The organism is Winogradskyella ursingii (genome assembly GCF_013403975.1).
Lineage (GTDB): Bacteria > Bacteroidota > Bacteroidia > Flavobacteriales > Flavobacteriaceae > Winogradskyella > Winogradskyella ursingii.
In genome coordinates this window covers 198,223-214,835 of record NZ_JABFDH010000006.1, presented here as the reverse complement: position 1 = coordinate 214,835, position 16,613 = coordinate 198,223, and the positions used below count along the sequence as shown (strand labels likewise).

Sequence of the window (16,613 nt, the reverse complement as noted above, 5' to 3'; positions counted from 1 at the left end):
AAGATATATTTGTAAGACAATTTTTCAAGATAAAAACGTTTAGCAATCCTATGAAATTTATAGTTTCAAGTACTTATTTATTAAAACAACTTCAAATATTGGGAGGTGTTATAAACAATAGCAATACGCTTCCTATTTTAGATAATTTTTTATTCGAATTAAGTCAATCAAAATTAACAATCTCAGCGAGTGATTTGGAGACTACAATGTCTGCAACTATAGATGTTGAAAGTGATTCCGAAGGTAATATTGCATTGCCAGCCAGATTGTTATTGGATACGTTGAAGACTTTTCCAGAGCAGCCTTTAACTTTTGTAGTAGAAGATAATAATACTGTAGAAATTAGCTCTAACCATGGAAAATATGCCTTGGCGTATGCCGATGGTGCTGAATTCCCAAATGCAGTGTCTGTTGAAGATGCGAGCAAGACAACTATCATGGGAGATATTTTGGCAACTGCAATCAGCAAGACGATTTTTGCAGCTGGAAACGATGATTTAAGGCCTGTAATGAGCGGTGTGTTCTTTCAGTTTTCACAAGACAACCTTACGTTTGTAGCTACTGATGCACATAAATTGGTAAAATATACCAGAAACGATGTCAGCGCAACAGAAACAGCTGAGTTTATTATGCCTAAGAAACCATTAAATCTTTTAAAAGGTATTTTGGCAGGAAGTGACGATGATGTGTTGGTAGAGTACAATGAATCCAATGCAAAATTCACTTTTGAAAATTCAGTGTTAATTTGCCGTTTAATTGATGGTAAATACCCTAATTACGAAGCGGTAATCCCAAAGGAAAACCCGAACAAACTAATCATTGACAGAACACAATTTTTAAATTCTGTGCGTCGTGTGAGCATTTTTTCAAATAAAACAACACATCAAATACGTTTAAAAATTGCTGGTGCAGAACTTAATATTTCTGCAGAGGATATCGACTATAGCAACAAAGCCGAAGAACGCCTTAGCTGTGATTACCAAGGTGATGATATGCAGATTGGCTTTAATTCACGATTCCTAACAGAAATGATAAATAATTTAAACTCAGATAACGTACAGTTAGAAATGAGTTTACCTAACAGAGCAGGTATTTTAACACCTACTGATGGTTTAGATGAAGGAGAGCACGTGACCATGTTGGTAATGCCAGTAATGCTCAACAACTAAAGAAACTTTGCTAACTCAATAATTGGATTGGCTCGCTGTAATAGTGAGCCTTTTTTCTTTTTATAATTTAATGAGAACTAATCGCTAGTTCGTTCAAATTTTATAACTTCATCACTTCATAAAACGTTTTCATGAGATACCTTTTTTTGGTTGTTTTTAGTTTAATTGTAAACTTATCTTTCTCTCAGAATAAAGAAAAAAAACCCTTCTCTCTAGACCTTAGTCCATTTTATGGGACCATAATGGAGCACAATCCTGATATTTCTCATTTAATTACGGATCATCCCACTGGTTTGATACTCAGTTATAACCGTAAGACCTATGGTTTCAACGAATGGGAACGACGATACAACTATCCTGACTGGGGATTTTCTATGACTTATCAAGATATGAAGAATGAATTTTTGGGAGAAAATATTGGATTGTACGGTCATTTCAATTTTTATTTTCTGAATCGGAGTTTGGTCTTTCGCATCGGACAAGGTATAGCATATGCCAACAAGCCCTATGATAAGGAAGATAACTTTATTAATAATGCATATGGTTCTCATTTATTAAGTTCCACCTATTTAAAATTCGACTATATAAAAGAGAATCTCATAAAAGGATTAGGTGTAAATGCCGGATTTACGGTGATCCACTACTCTAACGCCAATCTAAAAGCACCAAATAACAGTACTAATACGTTCGCTTTTTCAGCAGGTCTTAACTATCTATTTGATGCCGAAGAATTTCCAGAATATATACCAGAAGGAGAACGTACCAAATATTCAGAACCTTTTAAGTACAATTTTGTATTTAGAAGTGGTATAAATGAGAGTGATATTAATGGTAGTGGACAGTTTCCTTTTTATGTATTTACCGCTTTTGTGGACAAACGAATCAATCACAAAAGCACATTTTTAGCAGGATCTGAATTATTTGTTTCCTATTTTTTAAAGGAATACATTAAACACCAATCTATAGCTTTTCCTGAAAATAATATTGAAAGTGATACAGATTTTAAACGTGTCGGTGTCTTCGTTGGTCACGAATTACGATTTAACAAAGTGGCCTTTATAACGCATTTGGGCTATTATGTATATTGGCCAGTTGAGTTTGAAAATCGTTTGTATAATCGTTTAGGCCTAAAACGTTATTTCTCTGATAAAATTTTTGGTGTAATCAATGTACATTCACATGGCGCCAAAGCTGAAGCTGTTGAATTTGGAGTTGGGTTAAGAATATAATTAAGCTTAAAGTGTGTCTTGAATTTTAAAATGGTAAGATGAAAAATTTAAAAATTGTATTTATTCTTTTTGCACTTTGGTCTTGCGATTCTGAAGATGCACCAGACTGTTTTCAGAATGCCGGAGATATCATTCAAGAATCCTATACTTTAGATGCCTTTGATAAAATCACGGTTTTTCAACGCACCCAACTAATTATCTCAGAAGGGTCTTTTTCGGTTGTATTAGAAACAGGCGAAAACCTATTGAATGATATCGATATCAAGGTATCTGATAATAGGTTAATTATCGAAAACAACAATGCATGCAATATTACCAGAGACTATGGCATCACTAAAGTATTTGTTAGTGCACCCAATATTACAGAAATACGAAACAGTTCCGGGTTAAAAGTTGTCAGTGGAAATCAACTCACTTATGCTAATCTCACCTTACTTTCTGAGGATTTTGAAGAAGAAGATGCTTTCCATACCGATGGCGATTTCGAATTGGATCTGGATGTTGAAAACTTAACCATCACCCAAAACAATTTAAGCAACTTCTTTTTAACTGGCAATGTGACGAACTTAGACCTCAATTTTACATTTGGTGATGCACGTTTTGAGGGCAGAAACCTGATAGTTCAAAATGCAGACGTTTACCATAGAGGCACTAATGACATTATCATTAATCCACAAGTGTCATTAACCGGAAGTTTACTCAGTACTGGCGATATGATTGTGGTTAATACACCTCCTATTTTTGATGTTGAAGAATTGTATACTGGTAAAGTTATAATTGAAGACTAGAAAAAATCATTTCTGTCATTTCGTTGCCAAGCTACAAATTACACTATCTGAAATTTAACTAGCCCTGAAGTGATTTCACATGAGTTCGAAATGACCAAAATAGTAATTAAGATACTACTCGACATCATTTAAATCCCAATTGTATTCAATATAATCCAATTCAACATTTGAGTTAATTTTCGTATCTGAATATTGATTAATGTAATCAATAATCGAAGATGACTCATTTAAAAAATCCTTTTTGTACCATTTAAATATCTCTGAAACTTTGGCATTATTTTCGGATATTTCATTTTTATCAGAATTTATAAACTCCTTTGCAGCTCTATCCATAAGTTGATCTACGTTTTTTGCCGTATAGGCATCTCTCAATAATTTAGGACAAGAAATCGAGGCACAATTAATAGCAAAATGAATTCTAGGCTCGTTCATCTTTTGTAAAATTCCTTTTTCTACATCAGCTAAAGACAGATCTTTATCTCCTATTTTTATAATATTCTTTAAAAATGGTGAAATAGTGGCATCAATATCTTTTATGCTTTTAACTGGATAATTATCAACAATCAATTTAATGGTGTTGGCATTGTAAACATTAATAAAATATGCCAACTGTTCTGCAGCAGTCCAGCTTTTATCTGGCATTTGTTGGCTCAAATAGGTTGTGTACGCTGTTAGTTTTTCCTTATCAGATTTAAACCCTTTATAATCCACGAGACCATTTTCTTTAACATGGGCTTTTAATAATTTGTCCCAGTCACTATGGTCTAACACATTTTCTGAAGCACCTTCAAAATTATCATCCACTGTTTTGACATCAATGCCTTGTGACGATACGCAAGATGATAAGGTTAACAATATGGCTAAAACTAAACTGTAATATTTCTTAAACTTTTTCATATTCAATAATAGCAAATATTGCAATGCTGTGATAAGTCAAATCATATAAATATTAACTCAGAAAAAAGGCTTGCCATTTGGCAAGCCTTTAATCACATCCCTAAAGACTGTATAACTAACTAATAAAATTAAGGGATAATGGGTAGCTTGGGCGTTCGCCATTGCTAGCTTTTACGGCATTTATAATTGGCATAACAAATGCCAAAATACCAACTAATATAAGTGTTAATATACCTAATCCAAACACAAGAATAAGAGGAATACTTATAATTGAATAAATCAATATACTAATCTGAAAATTTAAAATTGATTTACCATGTTCGTCAAGTTCTGAAACTCTGTCTTTTTGTGTCGCCCAAATTATTAATGGTACTATAAGTCCACCAAATCCTGTAACATAGGTTAATAGTTGCGATAAATGAGTTATAACGAGCAGCTGATTGTCTCTGCGTTTTAGTGTATGATAATTTGATTCCATGATTAATGATTTTATAATATATGACGCAAATAGATTAAAAATGTTACAGATAAAGCTATAAATTTTATCTAATACCTAAAGCGTATTCAATGTTAAAAAGTAATTTAGATTTAATTTTAAAAAATTCACGGTTTTAACTGAAACCAAACATAATATAAGGAATTATTATTAACTTTTAACTGTATTTATTTTAATTTAAGGTAGCAAAGACTATGGATTTATCTATCATACTTGTTTTTATAATCATCATAGTCACTATAGTGCTTTTTATAACGGAATTTTTTCCGATTGATAAAATTTCGTTCTTTCTGATTGTTTCGTTGGTCTTACTAAATCTAGCTACTCCAGAGGAAGCCATTAGCGGTTTTTCTAATCCGGCTACAATAACGATTCTTGCTCTTATGATTTTGGCTGTCGGGCTTGAGGAAAATGGTGTCATTCAATTACTTTCAGACGGAATTAAAAAGCTTAAAATTTTACCATTGATTTTACTCACGCCAGTGTTTATGGTGATCTCGGCAAGTATTTCAGCCTTTATCAGTACTACAGCCGTGGTTATTATATTCATAAAAATTGTGACTAAACTATCGGAGAAACATGGTTTTTCGTCTTCGAGATTGCTTATGCCTATTTCTTTTGCTGGAATATTAGGTGGTAGTTGCACACTTATGGGTACCTCTACAAACCTATTGGTAAATGCCATTGCCAAAAACCGTGGAGCTGAAGCTTTTAGCTTTTTTGAATTTTCTATTTTCGGCTTAGCTTTCTTTCTCATTGGACTCATTATAATGACTATTGCATCACGATTTCTTCCAAAAGATAAAAACGTTGACTTGAGAAAGGATTATGATATCGACTCATATGTATTTACAATTAAAGTAGCCAAAGATTCACCATCCATTGGTAAAACATTTAATACGCTGGAATTTTTTAAAAATGAAGATGCCACAGTTTTAAAATTGATTAGAGGAAAACAAGTAATTAATGCTCCTGGTCAATATATGAAGCTAATGGCTAACGACAATCTTGTTTTAATGAGCAACTTGGAGCATTTTCAAAGTTTTATGGATGATAATGGTTTCATATTAAATGAAAAACGACAAAATCAACAAAAAGAGGACTTTGGTGACGGTGTAGAAGAGCCGAAAAGCGATTTAAGTTATCTCGAAGTATTAATATTGCCAGGCTCTAACCTTATAGGCAAAACCCTTAAAACGTTAAGGAGAATTTCATTTCAGGGAGCGTTTCCAATTGCTATTAAAAAACGAAAAAATTTAAGAAATACCAAAGAGCGTTTATTGCGTAAAAATATTAAGGATATTAATCTGAAACCAGGTGACCGTGTTCTATTAGAAATGCAGGAACACAAAATATCAGACTTATACGATATTGAAAATATTGCTATTTTAAACGAGCATGAATTTAAACCTAACGTTTCAAAATCTAAACGACTACTAGCTGTTTTGACATTGATTGCTGTTATTGGTCTTGCTGCAAGTGGTGTTCTGAGTATTTTAGCTTCGTCTTTGACTGGAGTGGCAATTATGTTATTAACCAATCTCATTCAGCTAGAAACAGTGTATCAAAAAGTGAATTGGCAGATTATATTTCTATTAGCTGGTATGATACCTCTTGGTATAGCAATGACCAACAGTGGTGCCGATACATGGCTATCGAATCAATTACTAACGCTAATGAGTAACCAAGCACCATTCATTGTTCTGGGTTTATTATTTGGGATAACCATGATATTATCTGGAGTAATTTCCAACAATGCGACCGCAATTATCATGACACCTATATCGATTGCAATAGCTACTGGATTGGGTTTAGACTTAAAACCATTTATTTTGGCAGTAATGTTCGGAGCTAATTTTAGCTTCTTTACTCCTGTCGGATACCAAACAAATACACTCATTTACAGCACAGGTGCTTATAAATTCGTACATTTTTTAATTATTGGTGGTATTCTATCAACTACACTTTGGATTGTGGGAACACTGCTACTATCAACACTTTTATAATTATGATATTTATATTTCAAAATTCGGAAGAAAAAAAAGCCATCCCAAAATTATTAGACAAACTTGACGGGTGGTGGGACGCTATCATTTTAAAACTCCCAAATGTAGCTATTGCAATAATCGTATTGGTAGGGAGCTATATTCTTGCCAATTTTTTGGGGAATCTTTTATTAAAAATCCTTAGAAAACGTATGCAAAATCGCTCCGTAAGACGCGTAATTGCTAAAGCACTCAAGGTAGTTATTGTCCTAGGTGGTTTTTTTATAGCCTTAGGTGTTCTAGATTTAGATAAGGCATTAACCTCTATTCTAGCAGGTGCTGGAGTTGTGGCTCTAGCAATTGGTTTGGCATTGCAGAGTACATTGTCCAATACATTTTCGGGAATTCTGCTATCTTTTTTACCACGTCTCAACATTGGTGATTATGTAGAAACCAATGATCATGGTGGCTTTGTGCATGAAATTAGTATGCGCAATTTGGTTCTTAGAAGACCAGATGGTCAGTTTGTGGTGATGCCAAATTCCAAGTTCATTGAAGAACCATTTGTAAATTATTCTTTAGTTAATAGAGGAAGAGTATCTGTTACCTGCGGAATCGCCTACGGAACAAATTTACATAACGTAAAAGCTATGGTATTGAAGAAATTAGAAGCAGAATTTCCTCAAAATGATGACGAACGAATCGAGTTCTATTATACCCAGTTTAATGATAGTTCCATTGATTTTATGGTAAGATTTTGGGTTGATTTTGTAAAAAAGAGCCAAATGTATGCAGCTCAGGATAAGGCTATTCTATTAATAAATGATCTTTTCAATACGAATGGTATTGAGATTCCTTTTCCAATTAGAACACTCAATGTTTCAAAGCTACAATTGGAAAACATTGATGACATTTTTAATAAAAAAGAGTGACGACAAATTAATTAACAACTGCTATAACCTTTTATTTATCATCACCGCCAGTGAATCTAATTTGGTTTACCCTTTAACCATTTAAATTCATTTGTGCGTACTACATAACCAATTCTAATGGTGCTCTTTGACTGACGGTAATTAAGTAGCCCTTCGGCTTGGCCAACAAACCACTCTAACATAATATATTGGTTAGAAACATTGTTCTTAAAAGGATTAAAATATAGACGCGATCTTATAGAACCTTTAGCTTCAAAATTCAACCCTTTTCTAAATCTTATATCTGCAATCCATTTATTGGGCTTGATAATATGTGAAAGACTTAATTCTCCCAAACCAACAAATTCCAATAAGTCCGGGTTGTTTTCCTGATCCAAAAAAGGAATCCAAACCTTCAAATTAGCAATGGTGTTTTTTCGGATTTTGGTAGCGTATTCCAGACTTATCCGGTTCCAAGTTCTCGAAAAAATACTGTCTCTACCATTGGACTCATGCTCAAACGAGAGCCTACCAATACCTTTTAAGCGATTATTTTTATCATAGAACGCCTTACCAAGTGCTAACGAAGGATTAAAATTGATATCACTAAATGGAAAAGATTCTTTATATACATTCCAAAACGCTTTTTGAGTGTAAGTTAGAAATAGATACGTATCCCATGGCAATTTGCTTCGGGTTAAGATTTGTTTAAAACTTATCTGGTATTTAGCATCTGCGGTAGTTCTGCTAATACTTTTATTGGTAGGCACACCAGAAATGAAATAATTATTTTTATGAATGCTGAAATAAGGTAGTTTGCTTATAGAATCTTTCATCTCTTCCTTAGTATAGGCCTGAGCATTTAAAATGGTCGTAGCCAGCAGTAGCACTAAAAATGAGAAAATTAATATGAAAACCAGATTGTTGTTCTTGTATTCGTTCATAGAGGGATTTGAAAATCTTTATTTGATTATAAATTTGCAGCTTTAAACAACAATGACTTAACTCTTATAAAGAAGAAAATGTCTTAAAAACTTAGAAGTCATATTTTAAGCACCGATTTTAAACCGTACACTCAAAATAAAAACCTATTAACGACCATTCTCGTATGTAAAAATAGATTTCAGAAATTCCTTAAATGCGATTGTCCATAAAAGACATTGCTTAAATGTTATAATTTCTTGATATTTGATAAAAACAAAATATCCACCATTTATGAAAAAAATTCAAGTTATCCTATGTTCTGTAGTCGCATTTGTGCTACTATGCAGTCACGATATGTTCATAAAATTTGATAATTACTTTTTACAACCCAATACCCAAGCCGTTTTACAGCTATTTAATGGTACGTTTGAAAAAAGTGATAATGTTATAGACAGAAATAGAATGACCGATGTGAGTTTAGTCGGGAGCGGAAATCGTACTGCCGTAGATTCCACCCAATGGTTCGAAAAAGATGATATTACATTTCTCAATTTTAAGACAGGCAACGAAGGCACTTGGGTCGCTGGACTTTCAACCGCTGCAAGGGATATAGAACTCACTGCTGAAGATTTTAATAAGTACCTTAAAAGCGATGGTGTTTTAGAGATCTTAGACAAACGTAAAGCTTCAAAAACACTAAATGAGAATGCCGTCGAAAAATATTCTAAACATGTTAAGGCGATTTTTCAGGTTGGAAATAAAAAAACAAACGATTATAATGTCAATTTAGGTTATCCGATTGAATTTATTCCACTTCAAAACCCTTATAACATACATCCTGGTCATAATTTGGAAGTGAAATTATTATACAAGGGTAAGCCATTAAGCAATCATTATGTCTATGTTGGCAAAGCAACTAATTCTGATAATAAGGCGGAAACCCACAGCCATGATAATGGTGAAGAGCATTCACATTCGCACGACACCTCTGAATCGTCCGAACATGTGCATCCTAAAACAGAACAATTCAAAACCAATGAATATGGTGTGGTGAGCGTTAACATAAACGAACAAGGTATTTGGTATTTGCGAACAATAAAAATGGTTGAAGTGCAAGATGAAAATCTCACCCATGAATCTAATTGGGCAACACTAACTTTTGCTATTGGTGAGAGTCACGGAGACGAACATAGTCACAACGCCGATGATCACAGTCATGATACTGAAGACCACGTACACGGTGAGGGTACACACACCCATGATGGTGAATCAGATGAGCATGAGCATGAAGATGGTGGCTTCCCTTCTTATATTTTTTGGATAGCAAGTATTGTTATTTTAGCTTTACTTTTCTTTTTATTCAACAGAAAAAAGTAATATGTTCCAAAATCCCAAAAAAAATATTTTAGCTGTTTTATTGCTGTTCCCAACCATACTTTTAGCCCATGATGTAAGTTCTGGCGACCAAGTTATATTAAATAATGGAGGACTATTGTCTTATGTTTGGGTAGGTGCAAAACACATGCTTACTGGTTATGACCATTTACTATTTCTTGCAGGCGTCATATTTTTTATCGATGGTTTTAAGGATATTATCAAATTTATAACCGTATTTACCATAGGTCACAGTATTACCCTCATAGGTGGAACATTTCTTGAAATTCAGGTTAATGAATATCTTATCGATGCCATTATAGCTTTAAGTGTTTTATACAAAGGATTTGAAAATTTAAAAGGATTTGAAAAAATCTTTAAAATCAAAGCTCCTAACCTATTGGCAATGGTTCTAATCTTTGGACTTATTCATGGATTGGGTCTTTCAACCAGATTACAATCATTTGATATGGGAGAAGAACAAATTCTACTGAAAATCTTAAGTTTCAATATGGGTGTTGAGTTGGGTCAAATTGCCGCACTTGTTCCTATCATATTTCTAATTTCTAAATGGAAGGAAAAATCTAGCTATAAAGCATTTTACAAGGCTTCTAACACATATTTGATTATAGCAGGAATCGTACTATTTATGTATCAAATCTATTTATATTCGAAATAAAAATTTAATAATAGTCATCCTTTAATTGCAAACTATCATTAAACCTTGCAAACACTAAAACTCATACTTTAAATTAATGAGGTAATTTCTTTCTTAAAACACCATAAAGCAATGTTCCTAAAAGCGCACCTATTATTACGATCAATATGGAAACATAACCCGCTCCTGCAAGAACATACATAGGTCCTGGACAGACACCAGCAAGGGCCCAACCCAATCCAAATATAATTCCACCTACTAAATAGCGAGTCACACTTTTGTCCTTAGGTTCTAAACTCATGTCACTACCATCAAGTGGTTTTATATTTTTACGTTTAATGACTTGTACTCCAAGAATACCAAGCAATACCGCAGAACCCATAAGACCATACATATGGAACGAGCCAAACTGAAACATTTCATAAATACGGAACCAAGATGCTGCTTCGGACTTATACATTATAATGCCAAATAAAATGCCGATAACTATAAATATTATATTTTTCATACTATCCAAAAATTAAAGGGTACAATAAATGAACCATGATAAGACCACCAATAAAGAATCCTATTACGGCAATTAAGGAAGGTCTTTGTAAATTACTCAAGCCAGATATGCCATGTCCTGACGTACACCCTCCACCATATCTAGCACCAAAACCTACCATGATACCTCCCAATAAAAGAATAGCAATATTAAACGGGTCGCCTAAAGCTTCTAATGAGAAAATCTCGGAAGGCAAATAAGCTTCACCTGCACTGCTAATCTGATAATCCGCGGCAAGTTGTTGTGCCACTTCAGGGTTGATCTCAACTGTTGAATTGCTCATATAATGTGAAGCGATAAATCCTCCGATAGCTGCTCCTAATACAACCAGTAAATTCCAGCGTTTAGATTTCCAGTCGTAATTGAAATAGTCCGACAATTTTTCTGCATCCATCGCCGCACAGGCCGTACGCAAATTAGAAGACATACCAAATTGTTTACCTGCAAACAATAACAGAAACAAGACTAATGTAATTAATGGGCCACCTACGTACCATGGCCAAGGTTCATATAATATGTTCATAATAGAAATATTTAAAGTTGTAACTATTTAAAATCCTTGACGCTGTCACTCAAATCATAAACTTTATTTTTATCTAAATGTTTATCAACAATGCTACTTCCTGCAGCACTTCTATAACCACCAGCACAATGTACTACGAGAGGTTTGTCGGTTGGAATCTGGTTAATGTTATCTCTTAAAGTATTTAATGGTATTGAAATGGCACTTTCAAAAATTTTGCCTTCTTCTACCTCACTTTTGTTGCGAACATCTATAATGGTGTAATCTTTTGGATTCTTTTCAAAATCCTCTAAATCCAAAGGACTTATTTCTTTTAATTTAATACTTGGAAGTGTTACTACTTTTCGGAGTTGGTTTTCATAACCAATTTTAGCAACGCGTTCTAAAATTGTACTCAAATCTTTAGGTTCGTTTATGACAATGCTAAATTTTTCCTCTGGCTTAACTATGGCTCCTAACCACGTTTCAAATTGGGCAGATTCTGATGCGGCTTGTATATTGATACTACCCTTAAGATGTCCTTTTTTAAATTCACTTTCCTCACGAACATCAACGATTAATCCACGTAAGTTAGCAGTCATTTTAAAGTCTACCTTTGCAATAGCCTTTCGTAATGTTTCGGCTCCTCTTTTATTCACATCGACATTGTATCCAAAATAAGATGGTATAAAGGGTTGACTTTCCACTAATTCTTTCACAAATTCTGTTTTGGCGGTAGTCTTGAAAGCCCAATTCTGTTTGCGTTCGTCTCCTAATGTACTACTATTCGCGTCTCCCATACTTTTTCCACACAGAGAGCCAGATCCATGTGCGGGATAAACAATGGCATCATCGGGAAGATCATTGAATTTTGTCTGTATAGTGTTGTACATCGCTTCCGCTAGCTCTTGCTGCTTCTGTTCTTTATTGGCACCGTCACTTCTCAAATCTGGCCTACCCACATCCCCAACAAAAAGGGTATCACCTGTAAAAAGCACTGTCTTATTACCTTCGCTGGCTACTATGGTTATACTATCAGGAGAATGTCCCGGCGTGTTTATAGCCCTGAAATTAATATTCCCTACAGGTATCACATCCCCTTCATCAAAATTGGTATGCGGATAAAAGGCATCCAATTTCTCACTGTTAAAAATGGTAGCTCCCGTTTCTTTATGAATCTGCAAATGTGAGCTTACAAAATCCGCATGTGGATGGGTTTCAATTACAGCTATAATTTTGGCGTTATTTGCCTGTGCAAATTCATAATAAATTTCTGGATTGCGTTCTGGGTCTATAATTACCATTTTGCCATTACTAATGACGGCGTAGCTAAAATGTGACAAAGGTTTGTATTCAAACTGCTTTATCTTCATAATTCTTGTTTTTAGTTGATTTTATTCCTTTAAAAATATAAAGTTCGTTAGTTAAATGTTAACTCACTTAACAAAAAGGATAATGCAATAAAGAAAGAAGGATGAAAACAAATAATATAACATTCAAGATGATAAACTTAAAAACAAATATTTGATTTAATACCCACCCATATCAACATCTGAGAAAATCGTTTTAAAATAATATCTTTAGTAATTTTAACTTATGTCAAAAACATATGATGCCGTAGTTATCGGCTCTGGTCCAAACGGTCTTGCGGCTGCCATTGCATTAGCCCAAAATCAGTTGAATGTTAAAATTCTAGAGGCTTCATCACAAATTGGTGGTGGTACCCAGACTCATGAATTGACGCTTCCAGGGTTTAAACACGATTTTTGTTCTGGAGTACATCCGCTTGGAAAATTATCACCCTATTTAAAGACTCTACCACTCGAAAATTATGGTTTAGAATGGCTATACCCATCCGTATCAGTCGCACATCCTTTGGATGATGGGCCTGCAGTTTTGCTATCGCGCTCACTTCAGGAAACTTCAGAAAGTATTGGTGTTGATGGAAAGGCCTGGGAACAAATGTTTCGGCCATTTGTTGAACAAGGTGAACAACTCCTTGATGATGTATTAAAACCACTGAGTTTTCCTAAACATCCCTTTCTATTTGCAAAATTTGGCTTAAAAGCAATGCATTCAGCAAAATATTTAATGGAGAAACATTTCAAAGAAGATCGTGCTAAAGCATTGTTTGCTGGTTGTGCAGCACATAGTATCGTTCCTTTGGACTTTAAATTCACCTCTTCTTTTGGTATTTTATTGGCATTATCAGGGCACCTAACGGACTGGCCTGTTGCAAAAGGTGGTTCCACAGCAATTACCCAATCGATGGCGGCTTATTTTAAAACATTGGGTGGTGAAATACAGACTAATACGCTTGTCAAATCTTTATCCCAATTACCAGAAGCTAAAGCTTATATATTTGATACCGACCCGAAACAATTCATTCAAATCGCTGATGATGCATTGCCATCAAGTTATAAAGCACGGCTTTCCCGATTCAAATATGGGCCTGGATTATTTAAGATAGATTGGGCGTTGGATGGTGCCATTCCTTGGAAGGATCAGCGATGTAATAATGCCGCTACAGTACATTTGGGCGGTACGCATAAAGAAATAGCTTTAAGCGAATATCAAGCGTGGAACAATATTCATAGCGAAAAACCTTATGTGCTGGTAAATCAGCAGAGTGAAATTGATCCGACACGTGCACCAATGGGAAAACACACAGGTTATGCTTATTGCCATGTTCCACATGGTTCGACCAAAGATTTAACAGCAGTTATTGAAAACCAAATGGAACGTTTTGCACCAGGTTTTAAGGATTTAATTTTGAAAAGGTATATTACTAATTCCAAGGGTTTTGAACAATACAATCCCAACAATGTTGGAGGTTCTATTTCAGGAGGCGCAAATACTATGGGACAATTGTTTGCTCGACCAGCTTTGCGATGGGATCCTTATACCACACCTAATAAAAAACTTTTTATATGTTCGGCATCTACTCCACCAGGTGGTGGTGTACATGGGATGTGTGGCTATTGGGCTGCACAAAGCGTTTTGAAGAAAATAACATTCTAAATTTACTTTCCGATACAGAATTAAGTTACCTAGTATTTATAGTACTTATAATGATTTGAGGTACAAAAAGTAGCAATAGTTCCATGAAATTTAGCAGTCTTCAATTTGATATTTAATTTAATAATTATTAGATCAAATAAACAATTCCTCTTAGGGGTTTAAAGCCTTTAAGACATCATTAAAAGTATTTTACTGGTCGTGATATGAATGTTCATCAATTTTGGTTTCAGCCGATTCTCCCTTTATCACGTTGCGGTCGTATTTTCAACATCCTGGTAAAATCATCCTAAGCTTGTTCATCGCATGCAACATTTCAATATCATAACCAAAAGTTACAACAGCTTCATGTATTCTCAATACACCTGTTTTTATTGTAATTATTCTATAACTTGTTTTACCTCTCCACAAGTCAACATTGCATCACCGTAATATGGATTCCTTATTTCTTCTTCTGTACTTAACCAAACTGCACCCTTATTGTTGTTTGCCATCGGGCATTTTTGGACGTAGTAATTTGTCGAGTTTTCTATGTTTATTGCAATAGGCACGATATTCTCATTTAGTATTACAAAATGTGCTCGCTGGTTTTCCAGAATGTCATTGTTTGCAATGGCATCCAGCATCTCTATACTTTTGTTTAGATGTTGTTTTTCCATCGTGCCTAAATTGGTTGTTGCAATTGCTTTTAATTTTTCTGAAGTCGCTTTCGCGAAATCGGAAACCTGACTTGCTTCACTTGCTACAAGGGCATCTTTCATTTTGAGATATGACGGTAGTGCTTCATTAAATGCAGAACTAAAACCGTTACTGAAACTCATCTTCATATCGTCCATCATAGCTGATTCATCCTGCATCATCTGCTGATTCATCATTGATTTTTTACCCTGTAGTTGTGCCGCTGCATCTACGGTAAACGTTCCATTGGTTACTATTTCATCGCCATTATTTAATCCAGCCGAGACTTGGTAAGTTTCGCCAGAGCGATTGCCCAATGTCACTTCTTGCATTTCAAAAACAGGCTCATTAGGATTGGTTTTTACATATACCAAGGAGCGCTCGCCCGTCCATAGTACAGCACTTGCAGGTACGGTAAGTGTATTTTCCATAGTTTGCGTTGTGCCTATGACTTTGCCCGTCACAAACATTCCTGGTTTAAATAGGTCGTCTCTATTTTGCAGAGTTGCACGTACCGTTACTGTACGTGTTGTATTATTTAAAATAGGGTCAATAAAAGAAATAGTGCCTTCAAATTCTTTGTTTGGATAGGCATTGGTAGTGATGTTGATTTTTTGCCCAACATTGAACTGTGCTATCTGATTTTCATAAGCATCAAATTCTGCCCAAACCGAATTCAAATTGCTCAATTTCACAATAGGTTCACCTTGATTTACGTAATCGCCCTGTACTGCCATTACTTCTGAAACCGTTCCGGAAACCGTCGCATAAATCGGAAAGTTCTCACGTACCGCTCCACTTTCTTCTATATCATTGATTTGCGTATCTGAAAGTTTCCAGTTTTTGAGCTTATTGCGCACGGCTTTGTATAAAGCGGGTTGCGATGCTTTTAGGGATGCTGCGGTAATCAATTCCTGCTGTGCCGCGACAAGGTCTGGTGCGTAAATGGTTGCCAATAGCTGACCACGGTTTACTTGCTGTCCTTCATAGTTCACGTTGAGTTGTTCAATCCTTCCTTTAAAATAGCTGGATTGTACGGTATTGTTTTCTTCGTTTGCAGCTATTTTTCCCGAAAGGGATACCACCCCATCATCATCGCTTGTTTCTGCATTACCTACAATGGTAGTTTGGATATTTGCCAACGCCATTGCATTTTCAGTCATTTTTATCTCGTTTGCTGCGAGACCCTCTGCACCAGTTTCAGCAGGGATTAAGTCCATCCCACAAATAGGACAATCACCAGCTTCGGGTTGCATAATTTGTGGGTGCATTGAGCACGTCCACATCTGATCAGCGCTCTCGCCAGAATGGTCGTGGTCAGACATATCAGACATATCCTTATTTGCAGCATCGTCTGAGCCATTACCAAAAATAAGCCAGCCTGCGCCCAAACCTATTATAACGGCTAATGCGATATATAAAATGGTCTTTTTCATA

Annotated in this window: 15 protein-coding genes; 8 read left to right on the top strand and 7 right to left on the bottom strand. The window is 35.0% G+C overall.

The window, feature by feature from the left end; translation table 11 throughout:
* Positions 1-50 precede the first annotated feature (50 nt).
* The 3 genes from dnaN to HM983_RS15275 all read left to right on the top strand — a co-directional run bounded on the left by dnaN (position 51) and on the right by HM983_RS15275 (position 3,186).
* Positions 51-1,169: a DNA polymerase III subunit beta gene (gene dnaN, locus HM983_RS15285; protein WP_179346609.1), complete on the top strand. Its 1,119-nt coding sequence runs from the start codon at positions 51-53 to the stop codon at positions 1,167-1,169.
* A 131-nt stretch (positions 1,170-1,300) separates the two neighbouring features.
* The gene (locus HM983_RS15280; RefSeq protein WP_179346608.1) at positions 1,301-2,398 is read left to right on the top strand and encodes an acyloxyacyl hydrolase; all 1,098 of its coding nucleotides are present in this window, start codon (positions 1,301-1,303) and stop codon (positions 2,396-2,398) included.
* A gap of 38 nt (positions 2,399-2,436) precedes the next feature.
* Positions 2,437-3,186 carry a head GIN domain-containing protein gene (locus tag HM983_RS15275; RefSeq protein WP_179346607.1) on the top strand — a complete coding sequence of 250 codons (750 nt, stop codon included), beginning with the start codon at positions 2,437-2,439 and terminating at the stop codon, positions 3,184-3,186.
* A gap of 114 nt (positions 3,187-3,300) precedes the next feature.
* Here HM983_RS15275 and HM983_RS15270 read toward each other — a convergent pair whose 3' ends face one another.
* Together HM983_RS15270 and HM983_RS15265 are read right to left on the bottom strand one after the other, a co-directional pair.
* A complete protein-coding gene (locus HM983_RS15270; RefSeq protein ID WP_179346606.1) occupies positions 3,301-4,083 on the bottom strand; it encodes a DUF547 domain-containing protein in 783 nt (260 codons plus the stop codon).
* A 115-nt stretch (positions 4,084-4,198) separates the two neighbouring features.
* Positions 4,199-4,561, bottom strand: a complete 363-nt coding sequence (locus HM983_RS15265; protein WP_179346605.1) for a DUF4870 domain-containing protein — start codon at positions 4,559-4,561, stop codon at positions 4,199-4,201.
* Between the two features lie 212 nt (positions 4,562-4,773).
* On the opposite strand from HM983_RS15265, the gene HM983_RS15260 reads away from it, so the two are divergent.
* Both HM983_RS15260 and HM983_RS15255 read left to right on the top strand, forming a co-directional pair.
* Positions 4,774-6,585, top strand: coding sequence for an SLC13 family permease (locus tag HM983_RS15260; RefSeq protein ID WP_179346604.1), 1,812 nt, complete (start codon positions 4,774-4,776; stop codon positions 6,583-6,585).
* Positions 6,586-6,587: 2 nt separating this feature from the next.
* Entirely contained in the window at positions 6,588-7,496 is a 909-nt protein-coding gene (locus HM983_RS15255) for a mechanosensitive ion channel family protein (protein ID WP_179346603.1), read from the top strand.
* A 56-nt stretch (positions 7,497-7,552) separates the two neighbouring features.
* Here the strand turns inward: HM983_RS15255 and HM983_RS15250 are convergent, their stop codons facing one another.
* Positions 7,553-8,419: a phospholipase A gene (locus tag HM983_RS15250; protein WP_179346602.1), complete on the bottom strand. Its 867-nt coding sequence runs from the start codon at positions 8,417-8,419 to the stop codon at positions 7,553-7,555.
* A 271-nt stretch (positions 8,420-8,690) separates the two neighbouring features.
* On the opposite strand from HM983_RS15250, the gene HM983_RS15245 reads away from it, so the two are divergent.
* Both HM983_RS15245 and HM983_RS15240 read left to right on the top strand, forming a co-directional pair.
* Positions 8,691-9,776 carry a DUF4198 domain-containing protein gene (locus HM983_RS15245; RefSeq protein WP_179346601.1) on the top strand — a complete coding sequence of 362 codons (1,086 nt, stop codon included), beginning with the start codon at positions 8,691-8,693 and terminating at the stop codon, positions 9,774-9,776.
* Position 9,777: 1 nt separating this feature from the next.
* Positions 9,778-10,452 (top strand): HupE/UreJ family protein, encoded by a 675-nt coding sequence (locus HM983_RS15240; RefSeq protein ID WP_179346600.1) that lies wholly within the window; start codon positions 9,778-9,780, stop codon positions 10,450-10,452.
* 73 nt (positions 10,453-10,525) lie between these two features.
* On the opposite strand, the gene HM983_RS15235 is transcribed toward HM983_RS15240, so the two are convergent.
* The 3 genes from HM983_RS15235 to HM983_RS15225 are packed head-to-tail and all read right to left on the bottom strand — an operon-like array spanning position 10,526 to position 12,853.
* Positions 10,526-10,939 (bottom strand): DUF6691 family protein, encoded by a 414-nt coding sequence (locus tag HM983_RS15235; RefSeq protein WP_179346599.1) that lies wholly within the window; start codon positions 10,937-10,939, stop codon positions 10,526-10,528.
* Position 10,940: 1 nt separating this feature from the next.
* The gene (locus HM983_RS15230) at positions 10,941-11,501 is read right to left on the bottom strand and encodes a YeeE/YedE family protein (RefSeq protein ID WP_179346598.1); all 561 of its coding nucleotides are present in this window, start codon (positions 11,499-11,501) and stop codon (positions 10,941-10,943) included.
* A gap of 23 nt (positions 11,502-11,524) precedes the next feature.
* Complete coding sequence (locus HM983_RS15225; protein ID WP_179346597.1) at positions 11,525-12,853, bottom strand: MBL fold metallo-hydrolase; 1,329 nt, start codon at positions 12,851-12,853, stop codon at positions 11,525-11,527.
* Positions 12,854-13,076: 223 nt separating this feature from the next.
* Here HM983_RS15225 and HM983_RS15220 point away from each other — a divergent pair, with 223 nt between their 5' ends.
* Positions 13,077-14,501: a phytoene desaturase family protein gene (locus HM983_RS15220; RefSeq protein WP_179346596.1), complete on the top strand. Its 1,425-nt coding sequence runs from the start codon at positions 13,077-13,079 to the stop codon at positions 14,499-14,501.
* Positions 14,502-14,878: 377 nt separating this feature from the next.
* Here HM983_RS15220 and HM983_RS15215 read toward each other — a convergent pair whose 3' ends face one another.
* Positions 14,879-16,612, bottom strand: coding sequence for an efflux RND transporter periplasmic adaptor subunit (locus HM983_RS15215; RefSeq protein WP_179346595.1), 1,734 nt, complete (start codon positions 16,610-16,612; stop codon positions 14,879-14,881).
* Between the last annotated feature and the right edge of the window lies 1 nt (position 16,613).

What these genes read in the sequence shown, in the direction of transcription:
- dnaN (WP_179346609.1), top strand. Translation starts at nt 51, where the DNA reads ATGAAATTTATAGTTTCAAGTACTTATTTATTAAAACAACTTCAAATA.
- HM983_RS15280 (WP_179346608.1), top strand. Translation starts at nt 1,301, where the DNA reads ATGAGATACCTTTTTTTGGTTGTTTTTAGTTTAATTGTAAACTTATCT.
- HM983_RS15275 (WP_179346607.1), top strand. Translation starts at nt 2,437, where the DNA reads ATGAAAAATTTAAAAATTGTATTTATTCTTTTTGCACTTTGGTCTTGC.
- HM983_RS15270 (WP_179346606.1), bottom strand. Translation starts at nt 4,083, where the DNA reads ATGAAAAAGTTTAAGAAATATTACAGTTTAGTTTTAGCCATATTGTTA.
- HM983_RS15265 (WP_179346605.1), bottom strand. Translation starts at nt 4,561, where the DNA reads ATGGAATCAAATTATCATACACTAAAACGCAGAGACAATCAGCTGCTC.
- HM983_RS15260 (WP_179346604.1), top strand. Translation starts at nt 4,774, where the DNA reads ATGGATTTATCTATCATACTTGTTTTTATAATCATCATAGTCACTATA.
- HM983_RS15255 (WP_179346603.1), top strand. Translation starts at nt 6,588, where the DNA reads ATGATATTTATATTTCAAAATTCGGAAGAAAAAAAAGCCATCCCAAAA.
- HM983_RS15250 (WP_179346602.1), bottom strand. Translation starts at nt 8,419, where the DNA reads ATGAACGAATACAAGAACAACAATCTGGTTTTCATATTAATTTTCTCA.
- HM983_RS15245 (WP_179346601.1), top strand. Translation starts at nt 8,691, where the DNA reads ATGAAAAAAATTCAAGTTATCCTATGTTCTGTAGTCGCATTTGTGCTA.
- HM983_RS15240 (WP_179346600.1), top strand. Translation starts at nt 9,778, where the DNA reads ATGTTCCAAAATCCCAAAAAAAATATTTTAGCTGTTTTATTGCTGTTC.
- HM983_RS15235 (WP_179346599.1), bottom strand. Translation starts at nt 10,939, where the DNA reads ATGAAAAATATAATATTTATAGTTATCGGCATTTTATTTGGCATTATA.
- HM983_RS15230 (WP_179346598.1), bottom strand. Translation starts at nt 11,501, where the DNA reads ATGAACATATTATATGAACCTTGGCCATGGTACGTAGGTGGCCCATTA.
- HM983_RS15225 (WP_179346597.1), bottom strand. Translation starts at nt 12,853, where the DNA reads ATGAAGATAAAGCAGTTTGAATACAAACCTTTGTCACATTTTAGCTAC.
- HM983_RS15220 (WP_179346596.1), top strand. Translation starts at nt 13,077, where the DNA reads ATGTCAAAAACATATGATGCCGTAGTTATCGGCTCTGGTCCAAACGGT.
- HM983_RS15215 (WP_179346595.1), bottom strand. Translation starts at nt 16,612, where the DNA reads ATGAAAAAGACCATTTTATATATCGCATTAGCCGTTATAATAGGTTTG.